The organism is Paenibacillus montanisoli, from assembly GCF_003268025.1.
Classification (GTDB): Bacteria; Bacillota; Bacilli; order Paenibacillales; family Paenibacillaceae; genus Paenibacillus_Z; species Paenibacillus_Z montanisoli.
The window spans coordinates 408,652-428,076 of the sequence record NZ_QLUW01000006.1; the positions used below are offsets into that span (position 1 = coordinate 408,652).

At 55.7% G+C, this 19,425-nt stretch carries 20 protein-coding genes and 1 pseudogene; 20 read left to right on the forward strand and 1 reads right to left on the reverse strand.

The features are described 5' to 3' along the window. Positions 1–12 precede the first annotated feature (12 nt). From DL346_RS26585 to DL346_RS26640, 13 genes and pseudogenes are all read left to right on the forward strand, one after another. Complete coding sequence (locus DL346_RS26585; protein ID WP_112885407.1) at positions 13–1,284, forward strand: ABC transporter substrate-binding protein; 1,272 nt, start codon at positions 13–15, stop codon at positions 1,282–1,284. Positions 1,285–1,288: 4 nt separating this feature from the next. After that, positions 1,289–2,317 carry a FecCD family ABC transporter permease gene (locus tag DL346_RS26590; protein ID WP_112885408.1) on the forward strand — a complete coding sequence of 343 codons (1,029 nt, stop codon included), beginning with the start codon at positions 1,289–1,291 and terminating at the stop codon, positions 2,315–2,317. Further along, positions 2,314–3,123 (forward strand): ABC transporter ATP-binding protein, encoded by an 810-nt coding sequence (locus DL346_RS26595; RefSeq protein ID WP_112885409.1) that lies wholly within the window; start codon positions 2,314–2,316, stop codon positions 3,121–3,123. The genes DL346_RS26590 and DL346_RS26595 overlap by 4 nt, the downstream gene beginning before the upstream one ends. A 30-nt stretch (positions 3,124–3,153) precedes the next feature. Further along, positions 3,154–3,540, forward strand: a pseudogene (locus tag DL346_RS29655) (ankyrin repeat domain-containing protein); the annotation flags it as partial. 30 nt (positions 3,541–3,570) lie between these two features. After that, positions 3,571–3,966 (forward strand): antibiotic biosynthesis monooxygenase, encoded by a 396-nt coding sequence (locus DL346_RS29660; RefSeq protein WP_240633452.1) that lies wholly within the window; start codon positions 3,571–3,573, stop codon positions 3,964–3,966. A gap of 143 nt (positions 3,967–4,109) precedes the next feature. Next, entirely contained in the window at positions 4,110–4,649 is a 540-nt protein-coding gene (locus DL346_RS26605; RefSeq protein ID WP_112885410.1) for a DUF6143 family protein, read from the forward strand. Continuing rightward, a complete protein-coding gene (locus tag DL346_RS26610) occupies positions 4,646–5,143 on the forward strand; it encodes a DUF6143 family protein (protein WP_112885411.1) in 498 nt (165 codons plus the stop codon). The genes DL346_RS26605 and DL346_RS26610 overlap by 4 nt, the downstream gene beginning before the upstream one ends. Positions 5,144–5,343: 200 nt before the next feature. Next, positions 5,344–6,612: a DUF4367 domain-containing protein gene (locus DL346_RS26615; RefSeq protein ID WP_112885412.1), complete on the forward strand. Its 1,269-nt coding sequence runs from the start codon at positions 5,344–5,346 to the stop codon at positions 6,610–6,612. Between the two features lie 172 nt (positions 6,613–6,784). Then, positions 6,785–7,963: an alanine racemase gene (gene alr, locus DL346_RS26620; protein ID WP_112885475.1), complete on the forward strand. Its 1,179-nt coding sequence runs from the start codon at positions 6,785–6,787 to the stop codon at positions 7,961–7,963. A 243-nt stretch (positions 7,964–8,206) separates the two neighbouring features. After that, complete coding sequence (locus tag DL346_RS26625; RefSeq protein ID WP_112885413.1) at positions 8,207–8,488, forward strand: CopG family ribbon-helix-helix protein; 282 nt, start codon at positions 8,207–8,209, stop codon at positions 8,486–8,488. A gap of 3 nt (positions 8,489–8,491) precedes the next feature. Continuing rightward, a complete protein-coding gene (locus DL346_RS26630; RefSeq protein ID WP_090581240.1) occupies positions 8,492–8,842 on the forward strand; it encodes a type II toxin-antitoxin system PemK/MazF family toxin in 351 nt (116 codons plus the stop codon). A gap of 176 nt (positions 8,843–9,018) precedes the next feature. Next, the gene (locus DL346_RS26635; RefSeq protein ID WP_112885414.1) at positions 9,019–9,711 is read left to right on the forward strand and encodes a hypothetical protein; all 693 of its coding nucleotides are present in this window, start codon (positions 9,019–9,021) and stop codon (positions 9,709–9,711) included. A gap of 13 nt (positions 9,712–9,724) precedes the next feature. Then, a complete protein-coding gene (locus tag DL346_RS26640; RefSeq protein ID WP_112885415.1) occupies positions 9,725–10,396 on the forward strand; it encodes a bactofilin in 672 nt (223 codons plus the stop codon). Positions 10,397–10,795: 399 nt separating this feature from the next. Here DL346_RS26640 and yicI read toward each other — a convergent pair whose 3' ends face one another. Next, the gene (yicI, locus tag DL346_RS26650) at positions 10,796–13,120 is read right to left on the reverse strand and encodes an alpha-xylosidase (protein WP_112885416.1); all 2,325 of its coding nucleotides are present in this window, start codon (positions 13,118–13,120) and stop codon (positions 10,796–10,798) included. Positions 13,121–13,264: 144 nt separating this feature from the next. On the opposite strand from yicI, the gene DL346_RS26655 reads away from it, so the two are divergent. The 7 genes from DL346_RS26655 (at position 13,265) to DL346_RS29210 (ending at position 19,424) form a co-directional block, all read left to right on the forward strand. Then, positions 13,265–14,134, forward strand: a complete 870-nt coding sequence (locus DL346_RS26655; RefSeq protein WP_133257578.1) for an AraC family transcriptional regulator — start codon at positions 13,265–13,267, stop codon at positions 14,132–14,134. Positions 14,135–14,339: 205 nt separating this feature from the next. Then, the gene (locus DL346_RS26660) at positions 14,340–15,062 is read left to right on the forward strand and encodes an SAF domain-containing protein (protein WP_112885418.1); all 723 of its coding nucleotides are present in this window, start codon (positions 14,340–14,342) and stop codon (positions 15,060–15,062) included. Beyond that, positions 15,059–15,934, forward strand: a complete 876-nt coding sequence (locus DL346_RS26665; protein ID WP_112885419.1) for a CpaE/TadZ family protein — start codon at positions 15,059–15,061, stop codon at positions 15,932–15,934. Before DL346_RS26660 ends, DL346_RS26665 begins: the two co-directional genes overlap by 4 nt. After that, entirely contained in the window at positions 15,934–17,403 is a 1,470-nt protein-coding gene (locus tag DL346_RS26670) for an ATPase, T2SS/T4P/T4SS family (protein WP_112885420.1), read from the forward strand. Before DL346_RS26665 ends, DL346_RS26670 begins: the two co-directional genes overlap by 1 nt. Next, positions 17,394–18,332, forward strand: a complete 939-nt coding sequence (locus DL346_RS26675) for a type II secretion system F family protein (RefSeq protein ID WP_165822696.1) — start codon at positions 17,394–17,396, stop codon at positions 18,330–18,332. Before DL346_RS26670 ends, DL346_RS26675 begins: the two co-directional genes overlap by 10 nt. Positions 18,333–18,351: 19 nt before the next feature. Beyond that, positions 18,352–19,242, forward strand: a complete 891-nt coding sequence (locus DL346_RS26680) for a hypothetical protein (RefSeq protein WP_112885421.1) — start codon at positions 18,352–18,354, stop codon at positions 19,240–19,242. Positions 19,243–19,271: 29 nt separating this feature from the next. Next, positions 19,272–19,424, forward strand: a complete 153-nt coding sequence (locus DL346_RS29210) for a hypothetical protein (RefSeq protein ID WP_165822697.1) — start codon at positions 19,272–19,274, stop codon at positions 19,422–19,424. Position 19,425: the final 1 nt, after the last annotated feature.

The window sequence follows — 19,425 nt, forward strand, 5'->3', positions numbered from 1 at the left end:
GGGGCTGGTTTTGTGTTTTCGAAAGTTTTATCGCGTTCCATCTTAGCTGCGGCGGTGCTGCTCGCTCCGCTAACGGCAGGCGCAGGTCAAGCCGCGCAAGCATCAGGTTCATCGATTAGCGTTAAGCTGGACGGGAAGTCGTTGCCGCTAGATGCCGCTCCGAAAGTGATCAACGGCAGAACGCTCGTGCCTTACAGCAGTCTCGTTAAAGCGCTTGGCGGCAAAGCGACTTGGAATGCCGGCACGAAGTCGGTTTCGGCCGTTCAAGACGGCGTCACCGTGAAGCTGACGATAGGCTCGACATCCGCATACATAAACGGCGCATACAAATCACTGGATACCGCCCCGCTCATTTCCGGAGGCAAAACGTACGTGCCGCTTCGACTCCTCTCCGAGGCTTTCGGCAAATGGGTTACCTATAGCAAGAGCTTCGCCACAGTTTCAATCAATAGCACGATGACTGTGACGACCAGCACGGGAGCCTTCACGCTGAAGAAGAAGCCTAGCCGCATCGTGACGCTTTCTTCCTCCGACACGGAAATCGTTTACGCGCTCGGCGGTACGGTAGTCGGCCGCTCGACCGCAATCGGCAAAGTTTACCCGCCTTCTGCGGCATCGGTGCCTGAGGTCGGCAGCTCGCACGGCATTAATTTCGAGAAACTGGCGACGCTGAAGCCGGATCTGGTTATCGCCAGCCCTGCGCTCAAGACGCAGCAGGCAACGATCGAGAAACTAGGCGCGCAGGTCATGTTCAACTCGCATAACTCGTTTAAGGAAATCCAAGCGTCGATCCGTCTGTATGGCCGTATCCTCGGCCAAGAATCGAAAGCGGCGCAAATCATTAAAGAGATGAACAACCAGGTCGACGATTTGAAGAAGCCGGCTTCGAAGCCGAAGACGCTGATCGTCTACGGCGCGCCGGGCAGCTTCGTCATTGCGCTTCCTAATAGCTATCCGGGCAACTTCCTTGAACTTGCGGGCGGCACGAACGTTGCAGCCTCGTTCAAAGGAATGGACGGCATGCCGCAGTATGCGGAGCTGAGCTTGGAGCGGGTCGTTGCCGCCGATCCGGACCTTATTCTCTTCATTACGCACGGCGACGCGGCGGAGGTGAAAGCAAGCTTCAAGAAGCAATTCGAGACGAATCCGGCATGGAAGAGCCTATCGGCTGTAAAGAACGATAAGTTTGAGGTGCTGCCGTCCGACCTGTTCGCGGCTAACCCGGGCATCCGCGCGCCTCAAGCGATCGAAACGATCAATAAATGGCTGCTGACGGTGGACTAATCCGATGGCTACCGTTGTATCCGGACAAAAGGCGCGTATAATTCGCATTTCCAAAGGGTTCAAGAGAGGCGGCGTGCTGGTTGTCGGCTTGGGACTTCTGATGCTGGCCGGTCTCTATGGCTTAATGTCAGGCGCGATTCCGATTCCGGCGCGCGAGGTGTGGAGCTCCTTGCTTCACGCCTCCGACTCGGAAGCGAGGCAAATCGTATGGAACCTGAGGCTGCCGCGTGTGCTGACGGGCATGCTTGCAGGCATTTGCCTTGCCATAGCGGGCTCGTTCCTGCAAGGCGTCTTCCGTAATCCGCTAGCAGATCCCGGCATCATCGGGGTATCCTCGGGAGGCGGTCTTGCGGCGGTCGTCATTATGATTCTATTTCCCGAGCAAATCGCCTACTTGCCGATAGCCGCTTTTCTAGGCGCGCTTGGCGCCGCGGCGGTTGTCTATGCCCTCTCCTGGAAGGGAGGCGCATCGCCGATCCGGCTGATTTTGGCCGGCGTAGCGGTTAACTCGCTGCTCGGCGCGGCGATGACGGCGCTGATGATTCTCAACAGCGAGAAGGTGCAGTCCGTGCTGCCTTGGATGTCCGGCAGCTTGAACGGACGGAGCTGGCCGCATTTCGACGCGCTGCTGCCCTACACCGTCGTTGGCATCATCGCTTCGGTCTTCTTGATTAAGACCGCCAATCTGCTCGTGCTGGGCGACGATGCCGCGAAGCTGCTCGGAAGCCGCGTCGAAATCGGAAGGCTGCTCATCATTCTGCTTTCCACGTTTATGGCGGGGGCGGCTATCAGCATTGTCGGGATGGTCGGCTTTGTCGGTCTAGTCATTCCGCATATCGTCCGCTTGCTCGTCGGGAACGACTACCGGATTTTTCTGCCGATTTCCGCAATCGGAGGCGGTGTGCTGGTGATCGCCGCAGATACGGCGGCGCGCAGCTGGTTTGACCCGATCGAATTCCCGGTCGGCATTCTGCTGGCGCTGCTCGGCGCGCCCTTCTTTCTCTATTTGCTAAGGAAAGGAGTTAAACGATGAATCCAGCATTAGCCGCAGATCAATTGAAATACGGGTACGACCGTTCCGCACCGATCGTGAACGGCTTCAACCTTACGGTTGCTACAGGCGAGTGGCTGGGCATTGTAGGGCCGAACGGCTCTGGCAAATCGACCGTGCTTCGCATGCTTGCACGGCTGGCCGCACCGCATTCCGGCAAGATTGAAATGGAAGGCCTCGACATGGCGGACTTGGACAACAAAACGATTGCCCGTACGATGACCATGCTGACGCAAACGCAGGAAGGCGCCTTGGATATTTCGGTCCGCGACCTGGTGCGCAGAGGACGAAATCCTCATCTGAAGTGGTATGAGGAATGCAGGGGCAAGCACGAGGATGTCGTGGATTGGGCGTTGTCCGTGACCAGCATGGCGGGGCTGCAGCACCGTTCCTTGGTTGAGCTGTCGGGCGGCGAGCGGCAGCGTGCCTGGCTCTCGATGTGCATGGCTCAAACGCCTCGGATCCTGCTGCTGGATGAGCCGACGACTTATCTGGATATCGCCCACCAGCTGGAGCTGATGGAGTTGATTCGCGGCTTGAACCGGAATCAAGGCATTACGGTTGTAATGGTGCTGCATGACCTTAACCAGGCCGCGCGATTCTGCGACCGGATCGTTGCGATGATGAACGGAGCGATCGTCAGGCAAGGCACCCCCGGCGACGTATTCAAGGTGGACTTCTTCCGCGAAGTGTTCGGCATCGAAGCGAAAGTGTACGACGATGACGGCGTGCCGGTCTACCTGCCGAATGGCATCGTAAGCAAACAGCCTCATGAAGCGTCGGCCTAAACTAACAGTTATAATGAGGAGGAGATGGGGATGGCAAAACCGGCCTTGAGCACCGAATTGGTCCGCGAGTTCGTTGGTGCGGCGCATGCCGACTTGCATAGGGTTCAAACTTTGCTCGCGCAGGAGCCTGCGTTGCTGCACGCTTCCATGAATTGGGGCGGGGACGATTGGGAAACGGCGCTCGGCGCAGCCTCGCATGTCGGCCGCCGTGATATTGCGGAGTGGCTGCTGTCCAAAGGCGCGCGGATCGATCTATTCGCTGCCGCCATGCTGGGCGAGCTCGACATCGTCAAGTCGGCGCTCGCCCGCTATCCGGAATCGATTCATGCACGCGGTCCGCACGGCATTACGCTGCTGCAGCATGCGATGATCGGCGGGGAACGGGCGAAAGAGGTTGTCACTTACTTGAAATCGCTCTTGAATATCGATGAGAAGGGGAGCAATGGCATGATCGTAGTGGAAAATCGCATTGAAGTCCGCGCTGGATACGCGGAGGCCGTGTTGGAGCGGTTCAAAGCCCCGAAAAGCGTGCATACGTTCCCGGGCTTCGTCCGGATGGATGTGCTGCACGCGAAGGCGTCCGAGGAAACGGAAGAAATCCGGGTTTGCACGACGTGGGAGAAGGAAGAAGATTTCCAAGCCTGGGCGAACAGCGACTCGTTCCAGCATGCGCACAAGCGCCGCGAAGGGGCGCAAGGTGCCGGCGGTCACGGCGGCCACGGCCATGGCGGGCAGCAAGCAGCCGAATCGGCCAGCCCGATCGTCGGCAATAAAGTGACCATCTATCAAGTGGCGGTCTCCCACCTGCCGGAGTCTGCGCCTGCTAAAGCCGGCTCGAATTAAATCAATGTAGAGTAAGAAGCCGTCAAGAGCGCATCGCTGCGCTTTGGCGGCTTCTTTTTAAATGCGAATGCTTTGCGGGATTCGACAATAAAATGTAGATAAAGCTTGCTGATTGACGAATGCTGGTATGTAGGAGGGATCCTATGCTTGGATTGATCAAGAAAAAGCGGCAGCCACGAACGGTAAACACGTCTCGAGGCCACTATTTCATCGGACAGACCGACGCGCTGATCATGGAGGGTCAGAAGCAGAATGCTTGGGGCGGACTGTACAATCCCGCAGAATCAGGAATCGCCGTCGTAATAGACACGTTTACGGTTTCCAATTTCTCAAGCCAATTCTTCAATGTGGAGATGTGGGTAAACCCCAAACTTACCGGAAAAGGGACTACATCTTCTTTTCTCCATCCCGCCGACCTCTCGTTAAATCCGCTTCCGCAGCCTAGAGTAAACCTGCAATACGCGAGCCAAATTACCGAGAATCCGATAGGGGGCGTGAATGTGATGAATCGGATCGTCCCCCCGAATTCAACGTTTATGAGCGATTCCGGCAAAAGCGGGATTACGATACCGCCCGGGGGCTCCGTTGCGATTTTCTTGCGATCGCCAGGTCCGTTTAAATACGAGTCTAGAATCGTATTCAGATGGTGGGAGGATGCGATTGAAGTTGGAGGTCCGCAATGAACAAGATCGAATCGATTTATGGAAACAGGCTTGGGCAATACTTTCTAGGGCAGACGGGGTTGTTGACGTTCGGAGACGGCAAACATGCATGGGGAGGAGTATTCAATCCGAGCGATTCCGGAATCCGTGTAGCCTTTGATTTATTTACGGTGACGAATTATTCCCCTGAGCCATGCGCGGTGGAATGTTGGCTGGGAAACCTTTCTCTCGGAAGAGGAAGCCTCTCCCGGCATGTGGCCTCCGTCAATCAGCCGATATCTCCCGTTCCGATGCCTAAAGCAGAGCTGCGGGATGCGGACCGGCTCAGTGAATCGCCTGCGGATGGCCGATTTTCATTTGTTCAGCTAGCGGATTCGAAGTCGACCACGACAACCGACTTGCAAGGCATGCTGATCCTTCCCCCAGGATGCTCGATCATTGCATTCTTACGCTCACAGGAGCGGGGGACAATACGGGCGCGTGTGGCCTTTGGCTGGTGGGAGGACTCTGAATAAACCGATTCAATGGGAGGCCTTAAGGGGCCTCTCTTTTTGTTTTAACGAGAATCTCATACCAAGTATGCGATTAAATGCTTGTCATGCTAGTCTGCATAATCGTCCAAGTCCCCTCATAGACATAGTACAAGTCAAGCGTAAACGGCTTTCGGCAGTACAACTCCGGATACGTTTAAAAATTGTGATGAGGGGTTGATCTCATGCGTCGTCGATTCAGTTTAATCGCAGCTATTTTGCTTTGCCTTACGGCGGTGCTCGCAGGCTGCGGGACTAAGGACGCGGAATCGGTTGTCAAGGAATTGGACAAAACGCTCAGCAACTTGGACAGCTATCATGGGGTAGGCAAGATGACGCTGTACACGGGCCAGCAGCCGCTGGAGTATCAAGTCGATGTTTCGTATCAGAAACCGCAGTATTACCGGATCGCTCTGACTAACGCGAAGAAGGATATTACCCAAATCGTGCTGCGCAACGATGAAGGCGTGTTCGTACTGACGCCGCGCCTCAATAAAGTATTCCGCTTCCAAAGCGACTGGCCGGCCAACCAAGGCCAAGTCTACTTGTACCAGACGCTCGTACAGAGCATCCTGCTCGACAACTCGCGTCAATTCGCGGTAGACGACAAAGCCTACGTGTTTGACGTCATGGCGAACTACCAGAACGGATCGCTCGCGAGACAGAAAATTTGGCTCAATAAATCCGACTATGCGCCAAGCAAAGTGGAGGTCAGCGACGCCAATGCAGCCGTGATGGTGTCCGTCCAATTCGATTCATTCGAGTTCGGCTCCAAGCTGGAGAAGAGCGTATTCGATACGCAGACGAACATGGGCACGCCGGCCGGCGACAAGCCGACGACGGCAACTCCGGATAACGAGGCGGATAACACGGCTACCAACAGCGAGAATCAAACGGAAGATCCGAATGCAACGACGAATTCGGATGAGTCGGCGGATCCGAATGCAACGACGAATCCAGATGAGTCGGCAGATCCGGATGCAACGACGAATCCAGATGAATCGGCAGATCCAGAGGCAGGGTCTAACCCGGATAACAGCGCGACGAACGGCAATGCAACCAATGAAGAGGAAACGTCCGAAGACGGCTCGCAAGGTACGCTTGGCCCGATTGACAAGGCGTTCACGGCTATGGAGCCATCCTACTTGCCGGACGGCGTATCCGAGAAGGATCAGCAGGACATCGTATTCGGCGGCAATGCAGGCATCTTGATCCGTTACGCCGGCGCCTTCGACTACACGCTTATCCAAACGCAGCCGAAGGATGTAGCCGTTTCCGCGATGAAAGGCGATCTCATCGACATGGGCTTTACGTACGGCTCGATCTCCGGCGACGATCAGAAGACGCTGACGTGGACGTATGACGGCACGGAGTTCCGTATCACGTCCGGCAATTTGCCGGAGAATGAAATGGTCAAGGTCGCGCAATCGGTACAAGGCGAAATGGGCAAATAAGGACGCGCTAATCCAAATTTCCAGTACTTATTAAGCTTGTTAGACCGCCTGTTTTATTGACAGTTTGAAGCCTCAGCGTTTAACATAAAGGTCTACGGGTTAATGAGATAAACGCCTGCCCATTTTTATGGCGGGCGTTTACTTTTGGGAATGAAGGTGGAGCAAGTTGGATGTGAATGCTTATTATCGCCCAACTCGGGCAGAGATATCTTTGGATGCGCTAGCGCACAATTTGCAAGTCTTTCGCCAGGCCATGCCTGAAGGCATGAAGCTGATGGCTTCGGTCAAAGCGAATGCGTACGGCCACGGAGCCGTCGAAATAGCGCGTGAAGCCGAACGCTGCGGCGTTGATTTTCTCGGCGTCGCGTTTCTCGACGAAGCGCTCCAGTTGCGTCAAGCCGGCATCAAGACGAATATTCTCGTTCTCGGCTATGTGCCGCCGGAAGGACTGGCAGCTGCGCGTGAAGCGAATATCGCCATCGCGCTATTCAGTGACGAAATATTAAAAGCGGCTGCGGCTTTGCCTCCGGTAGAAGGCAAGAAGCTCGCCGTTCATGTGAAAATCGATACCGGCATGGGCCGGTTAGGCAAATTGGCGGGCGATGGGGCGCTGGCCTTCATTTCGCGCGCCATGATGGAGCCGAATATAGAAGTCGAAGGGTTGTTCACGCATTACGCGCGTGCGGATGAAGCCGATAAAGGCTACACCGAGCTGCAGCATAAGCGTTTCTCCGGAGTGGTCAGCCAGCTGAAGGAAGCCGGTCTGCACATTCCGATCATCCACGCGGCCAACAGCGCGGCAGGCATCGACACGCCCGAGATGGGCGGCGGCATGCTGCGGCTGGGCATCAGCATGTACGGCTTGTATCCTTCGGCGGAAGTGAACCGTCAGCGGGTCGATCTGCAGCCTATCATGACGCTCAAGACGGCTGTCGTGATGGTCAAGGAAGCGCCGGAAGGCTGGGGCATCAGCTACGGCACGCGTTATGTGACGCAAGGCACGGAAGCGATCGGAACGCTGCCGGTGGGCTATGCGGACGGCTTCAGCCGCATGCTGACAGGGAAAGCGGAGGTGCTGCTGCGCGGACGCCGCGTGCCGGTGCTCGGCACGATCTGCATGGATCAATGCATGATCGCGATGGACAGCGTAGAGGCAGGGCATGAACCGGTGCGAACCGGCGAAGAAGTCGTGCTGATCGGCCGCCAAGGCGATGAGGTGATCTCCGCCGATGAGATATCCGTGAAGCTGGGCACGATCAACTACGAGGTAACATGCATGCTCGCGGCGCGTGTACCGCGCGTATATACGCGGGGGCAGCAGACCGTTGCAGTAACCAACCCGCTCTTGTAAGCGGATTGACCTGCAGGCATCTATTACCTGTTAAGGATTTTCTATGGTTTTAGAGGATTTTATCGTCTTATCTCGAATATTGTAGAGTGAGCATACAGCGTGCCGCTTTTCGGTCTGAAATGTTATCTTCTATGCAGCATACTTGATATACGGTCTGCATACATATGAAGGTGTATAATACGGACCAAACAATGACATACTGTTACTGTTTTTTGCTGGAAATGTTTTGGGGGTGCGAGTTCGGTGGCCAATATGCAAAACACCAAAAGGATTATGATCAGTTTACCGGATCATTTGCTGGAGGAAGTCGACGGAATCGTCGCCAAAGAAAACTCGAACCGAAGCGAATTCATTCGTCAAGCAATGAAATTGTACTTGGTTGAGCGGAAGAAACGTCAGATTCGCGATTCGATGCAGCGGGGCTATCTGGAAATGGCAAAAATCAACCTTGTGATGGCGTCGGAAGCTTTTCAAGCGGAGGAAGATGCCGGCGATACGCTCGGCCGACTCGTAAGCGGGGTGTAAAGCTTGATCGTTAAACGCGGCGATGTGTTTTTTGCGGACTTGTCACCTGTTGTCGGTTCTGAACAGGGGGGCGTTCGTCCTGTTCTGGTTATTCAAAACGATATTGGCAACCGCTTCAGTCCAACCGTCATCGTGGCAGCTATTACGGCCCAGATTCAGAAGGCTAAGCTGCCGACGCATGTGGAGATCGATGCGGCTTTGCATGGATTTGACCGCGATTCCGTTCTGCTTCTGGAACAAATCCGGACGATTGATAAGCAGCGCCTGACCGATAAAATTACGCATCTCGACGACGAAACGATGCGCAAGGTAGACGAGGCGCTCCAAATCAGCGTCGGCTTAATCGATTTTTGAACACAAAAGCATCACACACGACAGCAGGGCCAGGCGGCTCTGTTTTTTTTTTTATTTCTACTGGAACTCAAGATCAGTCTGGGGACGTATGCAAGGTTCCATCCCGCGCCGCTGTCGGCTTCATGCGTTTCGCTCCATAATGAAATTAATCGAATGACCTTATGGAGGAATGAAGGATGAGTACGATGAATCGGCCGGATTTTGCGATTTCGGGAGTGGGCAGCACGGCGGGAGGACAGTTTCACCGTGTCGAGCTGGAAGGCGTTAGCCGGGTGAGCGGGGATCTGGATTGCTATTCGTTCTCGATGAACGGCATGGCGACGGTGAAGGGCGGCGTCCGGTCGGAGGAGCGGTTCAAAGCCTCGGGGAAATTGACGGTGGAAGGCTCCGTACATGCAGCTGTGATGGAGCTAGAGGGACAAATGAAAGTCCGGGGCGGCGTCAGCTGCGATGTCTACCGGATGAACGGCTTTGCGAAGGTGTACGGGGACTGCAGCGCACAGCAATGCGATGTGCGGGGCGGTATGACGGTCGGCGGCGTGCTTCATGCGGATCGCCTCGAGATTTATTTGGACGGTCCGGTTCGGGCGGAGGTCATTCGGTGCCGGGAGCTTCGGATGAAGCAAGGCGGCGGCGGCTCGCTTAAACGGTTTCTGCAATCGATCCTGCCGACTTCATGGCAAGCCCAGCTGCGCGCGGATCGGATCGAAGGGGATGATCTCGAGCTGAAGGAAACGACGGCTGCGCTTGTGCGGGGCCGCCGCGTGACGATCGGTGCCGGCAGCGTGATCGATCGGGTAGAGTACGAGTCGGAGCTTATCGTGCACCCGGACGCCATCGTCCGCAATCGCGCGAAAATCCGCGGATAGGAGGAGAAGCGCAATGGCTACCGGAGTAAGCAGAAAAGTTAAAATAACCGGCTCGGGCTCCACTTCGGGCGGCACGTTCGAAAGCGTACATGTTATAGGCGAAGGCCAAGTGCTGGGATCGCTCGAAAGCGAATCTGTCAAAAGCATGGGCACCATAAACGTATCCGGCTCCGTGAAGGTGGGCCAGTACCGTCAGATCGGTGAAGCGACCATTCGCGGCGATATGCAAGGCATTCATTTGAACGTGATGGGGCAACTCGACATCAAGGGCAGCATCCGCTGCCGTACGATGAAGTTAAGAGGACAGATCGACGTGCATGGCGAGTGCGAGGCCGATGAGTTTGACGCCAGAGGCGGGTTTCATATTCACGGCTTGCTGAGCGCGAACGAAGTGGAGGTTCGCACTTGGGGGCCGTGCAGAGCGAAGGAGATCGGCGGCGGTCGGATCAATGTACGGCAGAGCAAGTGGGGCGGACTTAAGCAGTGGTTCTCCGGGACGCCTCCGATGGAGCTGACCTGCGAGCTGGTTGAGGGCGATAATATCTATCTCGAGCATACGATCGCAGACGTTGTAAGAGGTACGTCGGTAACGATCGGCCCGGGCTGCCGGATCGGCCTGGTGGAATACCGCAAAACGCTCAAGGTGAGTAAGGATGCAAAGGTGACGCAGCAAGTGAAGTTATAAGCGGATAATAAGGACGGCGCTTGGAAGGAGAGGATGCCTTTTTGGCAAAATGAATGGACGGACCAATATTATTATTCCATACTTGAGAAAGAGTTTTTTCATCGGTAACCACCGCATGAACGAAAAGGGGCCTCATCCTGGTGATGAGGCCCCTTAGGCTGTCGAGCAAGCAGCGAAAGCCTGACTTGGACGCGTCTAAAGGACATCTGTGTCCGTTAGACGTTCCAAAATGGATAAATTCCGAAGCTAACGGTCATGGATGTCCGTTAGCTTCGAAAACCATGGCTTTTTCGCACAAAATCCAATCTAACGGTCACTTTTGTCGTTAGAATTTGCTACAGACCTATGAAGACATTAAAGGGCCTCTCTAAGGATGAGGCCCTTTGTTTATTGTATGAATTACAGTTGAATTACGAGACGGGATACTCCATCAAGCGGAATAATCCGTACGCCTTCCGATGCGGCATCCGATTGTCCGCCTTGAATCGACTGCACAGCGTCTACGCCGCGGATGAGAACGCTCCAGCCTTTGGCTTCGCCTTGCGTTTCCACCGTAATCGTGGAGCCGCTTCGGGTTGCCGTTGCCGTGAATACCGTTTCTCCGGCAATGTTCGGCACGGCTGCGGTTGCGGTCGCACCGTCCTGAAGGGCAAACAGCTGCAGCGTCACGCCGGACGCATAATCGTAATCCGGACGGCTGTCTTCAGCGCCGACGGCGATCAACGAATTTTCGCGGACGAATAACGGCAGGCTAAAGTAGTCGTAGCTATCTTTGCGCCATACGCCGCCTTCGACCTGCTGGCCGGTCAAATAATGCGTCCATGTGCCTTTAGGCAAGTAGTACTTGGACTCGCCATCGCTGTTGAAAATCGGAGCGACGAGAATGGAGTCGCCGAGCATAAATTGGCGGTCGACATAATCGCAGGTCGGGTCGTCGCCGAATTCCAGCACCATCGCCCGCATGACCGGCAGGCCGATCTTCGCGGATTGTGCGGATTGACCGAACAAATAAGGCATTAAGCGCAGCTTGAGCTTCGTGAAGTGGCGAAGAACGTCAACGGCTTCTTCGTCATACAGCCAAGGCACGCGGTACGAGGTGCTGCCGTGCAGGCGGCTATGGCTGGAAAGCAAGCCGAAAGCGACCCAACGCTTGTAAAGATCCGGAGGGGAGCTTTGCTCGAAGCCGCCGATATCGTGGCTCCAGAAGCTGAAGCCGGACAAACCGAGCGACAGGCCGCCGCGGAGACTCTCGGCCATCGACTCGTACGTCGCCTCGCAGTCGCCGCCCCAGTGTACCGGGAACTGCTGGCCGCCCGCGGTCGCGGAGCGGGCAAACAGCGCAGCTTCGCCTTTGCCGCGTTTTTCTTCCAGCAATTCGAAGACGACTTTATTATAAAGCTGCGTGTAGTAGTTATGCATTTGCTGCGGGTCGGAGCCGTCAAAATAGACGACATCCGTCGGGATGCGCTCGCCGAAATCGGTTTTGAAGCTGTCGACGCCCATATCGACCAGCACGGCAAGCTTGCTCTTGAACCAGTCGCAAGCGGCCGGATTCGTGAAATCGACAAGGCCCATGCCGTACTGCCACAAATCCCACTGCCATACGCTGCCGTCCGGACGTTTGACCAGATATCCGAGCTCCATCGCTTCGTCAAAGAGCGGCGAACGCTGGGCAATATAGCTGTTGATCCATACGCAGATGTGCAAGCCTTTTGCCTTTAAACGCTCCAGCATGCCTTTCGGATCCGGGAATACGCGCTCGTCCCACTCAAAGTTGCACCACTCGTATTCTTTCATCCAGAAGCAGTCGAAGTGGAATACCGCAAGCGGCAGATCGCGCTCAGCCATTCCGTCCACAAAGCTGGTCACCGTAGCTTCGTCGTAATTCGTCGTAAACGAAGTCGTAAGCCACAAACCGAACGACCAAGCCGGAGGAAGCGCAGGCTTGCCCGTCAGCGACGTATAGTTCGCAAGCACGTCCTTCAGCGTATCGCCGCCTACTACGTAATATTCGAGCGATTCGCCGGCTACGCTGAATTGAGTCTTGGAGACCTTCTCCGAAGCTACCTCGTATGATACGAGCTCGGGATGATTGACGAACACGCCATAGCCGCGGTTGGTGACGTAGAACGGGATGTTTTTGTAAGCTTGTTCGGAAGCCGTGCCGCCGTCTTGGTTCCAAATATCGACGACTTGACCGTTCTTCACGAACGGCGTAAAGCGCTCGCCAAGTCCGTAAACCGTCTCGCCGATCCCAAGATCCAGCTGCTCGCGGAAATGGTGATTGCCGTCAGCGGCTTTGATGTAACCGGTCTGACGGGAACCGCTTCGAGTGAGTTTCTTACCCTTGAATGTATAGGTTATGGAGATGGGATGAGCCTTTGTAATCGTCACGGCGGCATCGCCGCTCTTCAGCGTAACCGATTCTTCCGTATTCGTGATTTCTACGGGAGCATCGCCCGCTGCAAGCAGCGGGAAGGAATTCGGTCCCAGCCGGCGCGTGCCCTTATGGTGAAAAAATTTCGCGCGGATAATATCCTTCATCGGCGACGAAAATTCCATCGTCATTAGAGGCTCGTTCAGTGTATTGCCGCGGTTCTCCAAGTGGCGGTGCGTCGCAAAAACGGTGATGCGATTCCCCCTGACTTGAACGTCATGCACTTCATATGGAGTGAGCGCTTGATAGCCTTCTCGGGTCATCCAGTAGCCATCGCTGAATTTCATCGGTTCTTTCATCCTCTCGCAAGTTATCGTTGATTACTACGTTGTGATAACAGTATACTGATTTATAAATATATTATCTTGCATTATAATGCTTAATACTAATACGATTATGATATCTGAGGTGGGAATTTGGATATCCATCATTTGCGTGAAAATAGACGGCACGGCAGTCCCGGGGTTCCTGTCGGCCTCTATCGCATGGAACGGGCGGCAGGCGATCCGATTCTAGACAATCACTGGCACGAGGAAGCTGAGTTTCTGGCTGTCGAAAGCGGAGAAGCGGTCTTCCAAATCGGACTGTCGACTTACGAAGTTCGGGCCGGTGAAGTGCTTTTTATACCAGGCGGCGAGCTCCACGGCGGATACGCGCTGAACGGAGCGGCTTGCACTTACGCAGCGCTTGTCTTCGACATGGAGTGGCTGCTCAGCCATGGAGACAGCGCAACGCTGCAGGTTTTAGAGCCGATCCGGAGAGGCCGTTTGTTGCCGGAACCGCATGCCGTGAAGGATACCGAGCTGGCATCCGCGCTCTATTCGCACCTGGAAAGGTTGCTCTCGCTGGAGCATTCGGATGATCCAGCAAAGCCGCTGCGGCTGAAGGCAGGCCTCTATGAGCTGTTCGCAGAATATGTGTCGCGGGATGCATTCTCGCGCAGTGAGCCGCGGTCGCCGCTAGACGCGCATACGCAAGAGCGGCTGAAGGCGGTGCTGACGTACATCGATACGCATTATGCCCGGAAGCTGACCATCAAGGAGTTGGCGCACGAGGCCGGCATGAGCGAAGGGCATTTTACCCGGGTGTTCAAGTCTTTCATGCGCAAGACGCCAGTCGAATATATCAACTTGCTGCGAATCCGCATCGCAGCCGCGCTGCTTGCCGAACGGAAGACTTCGGTCGGTGAAGCTGCACTTGAAACGGGATTCGATAATTTCAGCTACTTCTGCAAAATATTCAGAACCGTCTATCAGTGCACGCCTTCCGAATACCGGCAGCGCAATGGCGGCCAAGGCTAGCGAAGCCGGAGGGAAGATGTGACAATTTTTGAGAAAATGCCAAATTGTGCTAGACAGTGATTTGCTTGTCTGTTATTATGAGTTCAACATTATATGTTGCAGCTAATTAGCGATCGCTATGCGAAGAACGCAAGCTTGGGTTTCATGCCCTGCTTGCGTTCTTTTTTTTGCATCTATCGCTTTCTAGCTGCAGGAAAGGGGTGCCATGAACAGAAAGCGCCATGTCTGGATCATTGTATCGGCTGCCCTAGTGTCGGGTTTGCTGGTATACGGCGTGTATGCGCTGCAGCTGCGTCAAGTGAAGTTTCAAGAGACGGTCGATGTCGTCGTACCGGTCCGGTTCGTCGCTGCCGGTGAGCGGCTGACAGCGGATATGCTGGGAGTAAAGCGGATTGCGAAAGCTTCCTTCGTCCACGAAATGTCGTTGGATGCGAAGGCGCTTAGCGGCATGGAGGTCATCGTGCCGCTTGGCGCCAATGAGCCCGTCCTTAGCTGGAAAGTAGATAAGTTCCGGCTGCTGCCGGGCAACGATCAGTCCACCTTTCAAATCCCGCGGGACTATGTGCTCTCCGTGTCGAACGGGATCCGGGCAGGAGACAAGGTCATGCTCTACCTGTCCGGCGAAGGTGCGGAATCCGCGCGATTGTTCGCGGATTCGGTAACGGTCGCCTCCGTTAAGACCTCAGGCAATATGGAGATCGATGATATGGACAATTCGAATCTCAAGTCACTGGCCAATTCGAACAAGGAAGGGATGTACGCCGCGAGGCGCGATGCCAACGGCATGATTGACTCCATCAACTTGAATTTGACGGAAGCGCAGTGGCTAAAGCTGGATTCACTATGCAAGGCCGGCAAGAGCAAAGTCGTCATCGCCTATTCATCCGAGTCGCTGGATATCGCGGCAGCGGGGGAGGAGGCACCATGAGCGGGCATGCTTCAGCTTCGTCTGCCATACCGGGCTCAGTCGCGCCGCTCATTACGTTTCTTGGCACGACGCCGAATATAGGCACGACTTCCGCAGCCTTTGCCGCGGCATGCCGGATTGCCGAGGAGAGCGGCCGTTCGGTCGGGTTTCTCTGCCTTAATCTCAAGAGCGCCAAGGCGCATCGCTTTCTCGGTGTCGATAAGCCGGCGGCTACGCTGGATGCGCTTCGCCCGGAGCTGCTTACCGGATCGCTGCTGCCGGACAAGCTGCTGCGATCGATGCACCGATGCCGCAGCGCGACTGACCTGCACGTGCTGTTCGGCAATATGATGCGTGATCAGGCAGAGTTTTTCACGATGGAAGAAATGGAGCACCTGCTTGCTGTGGCGGAACAGACGTTCAGCGTTGTCATCGCCGATGTAGGTGCCTATTGGGACAATGCGGCGACGTTGTGCGCGCTTCGCAAAGCGAATAAGCGGATTATCGCAACGACTAGCGCGCTGTCGCATTTTCAAGAGGATGGCCAGCGCTGGGTCAAGCAGCTGTCCTCGTTATTTGGTATTGACGCTCGCGATTATGAAGCGGTTATTATACAACAGCCATGGGGCAAGGGAGGTTTTCATGTGAAGGATATCTGCAAAGAGCTCGGGGTTTCGTTCCTCGGGGAGATCGCGCTTTCGGAGCAGCTGCTTTCGCAGCTCGACAGAGGAACGCTCGATGAGTGGCTGCTCAATGACGAGCGGGGCCGAGCGGTAATGAAGGAACCTGCGAAGAAGCTAGTGGAGCATTGCGGCCTTAAGCGGCAGGCGAGGATGACGGCGCAGCCTTGGTATAGAAAGCTTCTTGCGCACCGCGGGGGAGTGAGCTCCTGATGAAAGGAGAGGCGCGTTTTTCCCCGGCGGCTTTCTCCGCCAAGCTGCTCGCGGATGAGACGGCGGTGCCCGATGCGACTGGCGATACAGGAGCGGAATCCGAAGCGCAGCGGGATTTCGGCCGGTTGTCCGAGGATGTGCGGGCTTATCTTGCGCTGCCTCGCGGCGAGACGGAAGAGGAGCGGCGCGCATACAACGAGAGCTTGAATCGGGCGGTGCTGGGCTACACCGACGACAGGGAGCGGATCCTTGCCGTCATTGCGGATCGGCTGCTGCGGCAGCGCATCCACGACCTGCCCGGCTACCAGCATCCGTATGCCACGCTTGCGGAAGCTCTGTTTGCCGAAGTCATCGGCATGAACGTGCTGGAGCTTGTGCTGCAGAAGCGGGAGGGGCTGGAGGAGATCCAAGTTGTCGGTACGCAAATATTCGAGGTGCACGATGGCAAAAGCACGCCTTCCATATACGCCTTCGAGTCGCTGCGCGAGGTGGAGCGAATCCAGCAGAACCTGGTTCTCTATAACAATGATCGCATAAATCCGCGCAAGAGATGGGCGGAAGTGATGCTGCGAGACGGCACGCGAGTCACGATGACCGGCTTCGGATTCACTGCGCAGCCGACGCTTACGCTGCGGTTCTATACCGTAAGGCGGTTCCAATTGGAGCAGCTAAGCGCCGAGGAATATGGCACGCTCAGCGATCGCCTGCGGCTGATGCTGATGTCCGTGCTAGACGCTAGATTCAATATCGTCGTCATCGGACCGACGAATTCCGGCAAGACCAATCTCATCAAAGCGATGATCGGAGAGCTGCCCGACGAGGAACGGATTGTCACGATCGAGAGCAGGCACGAGCTGATGCTGAAGCGGGATTTTCCGTCGAAAAACGTGATCGAGTACGAAGCGGACGAAGAGGATGCGCTCCACCGCTCCACGCAGGCGTTCAAATTGGCGCTGCGGCAATCCCCGCAGCGAATCGTGCATGCTGAGATCCGGGATGAGGACGCCAATATTTATGTACGGGCTTGCACGAGGGGACATACTGGGAGTATGACGACGCTTCATGCCAATATGCTGGAGGACGTGCCGGAAGCGATCGCGGACATGTGCATGCTGGATGGGCGCGGGATGAACCCTGAACGGCTTACGAAACGAATCGCTGATTACGTAACGCAGATCGGCATCGAGATGCGCTTCGTGGCAGGGCGCCGCCGAGTGGCAAGGCTATCGGAGATGGGCTGGGCCGGCGGTGAAGTGTTTGTGCGGGATTGGGCTGTATTCGATGAGGAACAGGGAGGGTGGCGATACCCGCAACTGCCTTCAGAGGCGGCACGGTCAAGGCTTGTTCTAGCAGCACCGGCCCGGTCCTTAGCCGCTTGGCCTGAATGGATAGCGTTGCCGCCAGGCGCGGAAGATGCACGTAGAGGGATTGTCACGCGGTATGAAGGAGCGAATCGGGAATGCTGCTGAAGCTGGCTCTGACTGCTTTCGCTATTGCGCTGTTTTGTACGGTCTTTATCGCGGTGCAAGGGACGATGAGCTTGTGGCTGCAACGTCAACAGATGATCGGCAGGCTTCATTACCGGCGAGACCGCGGCGTTCACGAACGAATCGCCCGGTTCCTGCAGCGGTTCGACTCCGCTTACCGCCATCTCTCCGAGCTGCTGGAATCGCTTCAGCTGAGCTGGCGTCCGGGATCGTTTGCGCTGGCAAGCGCGCTGCTGCTGCTCATAGGCGCATCCTTCGGTGCGCTTTTCTTCCAAAGCGCGAAGGGCGCTCTGATGCTGGGCGGCATTCTCGTCTCGTCGCCTTATATGCTTCTTCGGACGCTGCTTGTGCACCGGCAGATGAAGACCAGGATTGATTTTTTGCCTGCGGTTGAGCTGTTCTATCAGTGCTGCCTCGTGAGCGGCGGGCGGCAAATCCGGACGGCGCTCCAACGGACCGTCGAAGAGAAGCGGCTGCTCGGACCGATGCAGGCCGTGTTCGAGCAGCTGTACCGGAACGTCTCCGTTCGGGGCGACGACGAGGCGAGCTTGCGGATTTTTGCGGCATCGCTCGGACATGTATGGGCGGATTATTTCGTGAATATTGTCCGTGCGGGGCTGTCGGAGGGGCATCCCATTGCCGCGAATTTAAAGGATCTGATCGCCGATATGCGCAAAGCGCGCAGAGCCAATCAACAGGAGCGCAACAAGCTGCTGGAGATCCGCATCGCCAACTTCTCGCCGATTCTCTTCCTTCTTCTGTTCGCCGGCATCAACTTTCATTACAACCCCGAGAGTGCCTACCGGTACTATATAACCGATCCGGGCGGGAGAGATCTGCTGCTCAATGCCGGGATGATGATATTCGGTTCATTCGTGATGGGACTCTGGCTTTCCCGCAAAAAAATGTGAAAGAGGTGCTTGGCCGGACATGAGCGATACGATTGCGCGAGCCGTCATGTGGACGGCGCTTGGCTGCCAATATGCGGCGCTGTTTGTGCTAATCTCTACTCTGCTGCGGATGCTGACCATTAAGAAGCCCCGCTTTGCCCATTTGATGTTGCGGCATTGGCGCAGCAAAACCGTAAGCGAGCGCTGGCTTGCACTGTCACGGATCAGCCGCAGCGGCAGCTCGTTCAAGGAGCGGGAACGGCTGCTTGCAGGCTGCGGCTTTACCGGCGATGCGGCGCTTTATGTGCTGCTGCGCAGATTATTCTTCTTGCTGACTCCGATCTGGGCAGCCGCAGCTTACGGGCTTACCTTTATCGAGCTGGATGTATTGCCCCGCGTAACTGCGCCGCTGCTCTTGTTCATCGCGCTGCAGGTTCTGTTATGGGACCGCCCTTGTCTGGAAACGCTTCGCAAAGCGAGGGCAGAGCGCATGACTAAGGAAATCTACGTCATCAGCAATCAGCTGCTTTATCTGGCAGGCTCGACGCTTCATATCCATACGAAGCTGATGCGCTGTCTGCCTTACACGCGCACAATGCGCAGCGAGCTGCAGATGCTGCTCGGAGAATGGTACCACGATGCGGAGGGCGCGCTGAGAAGGTTGAAGCTGCGGCTCGGCACAGAAGAAGGGCTAAGCTTCGTGGAAACGATCGATTCGCTCCGGCTGCATGAGAGCGAGCAGTATTACGAGCTGCTGCGCGAGCGGATCCAGGATTATAAGGAGAAGCTCGAGCTGGCCAAAGACAGCCGGAAGGAGTCGACCTCTTACTTTCTTTTCGTTCTGGCAGGCCTGCCGATTATGTACACGTTCCAAATCTTTATATATCCATGGGTGCGTGAAGGCCAGAAGCTGTTCAGCTCGCTAAACTAACTTGTTTGGTCAATAAAGGGGGTGAGGACATGCGGAATATTTTGATAACGGTCATGATGCTGGTCGTCGTAGTGCTGTTGTATAACGGTATTGTCGCGAAGGATACGACCGGCACGAAGGATCAGATCGAAACGCAGGGCAATGCGGCGAATACGAAAATCAACACGCTTATCATTCCATAAG